Origin of the sequence: Chryseobacterium sp. SIMBA_028, assembly GCF_046535285.1 — a bacterium.
GTDB lineage: Bacteria > Bacteroidota > Bacteroidia > Flavobacteriales > Weeksellaceae > Chryseobacterium.
Genome location: NZ_JAWRWZ010000832.1, coordinates 1 through 235 on the forward strand (window position 1 = coordinate 1; position 235 = coordinate 235).

Annotated in this window: 1 protein-coding gene; it reads left to right on the forward strand. The window is 37.4% G+C overall.

Features of this window, described 5'->3' with window-relative positions; genetic code table 11:
* Positions 1 to 235: DUF4099 domain-containing protein (locus SCA31_RS25535; RefSeq protein WP_410699721.1), on the forward strand; the 235-nt coding region annotated here is incomplete at both ends.

The window sequence follows — 235 nt, forward strand, 5'->3', positions numbered from 1 at the left end:
GGATACTATGGGTAAATTAGGTCTTAATCAGGAAAAACTAGAGAAAATGAATGTCTTGGAAGACTTATTAAAGGGCTTTAAAACAGATAAATTAATTCCTGTAAGCCTTAATCTTGGTACTGTTATCACCCGATTGGATGCAAGACTATCACTGCAAAGGAATGGTGAAGGCGAAGTAACTGTTGCCATTCACGGAATCCGTAAAGAGCCCAATTTAGATTACAAATTCTTCGGG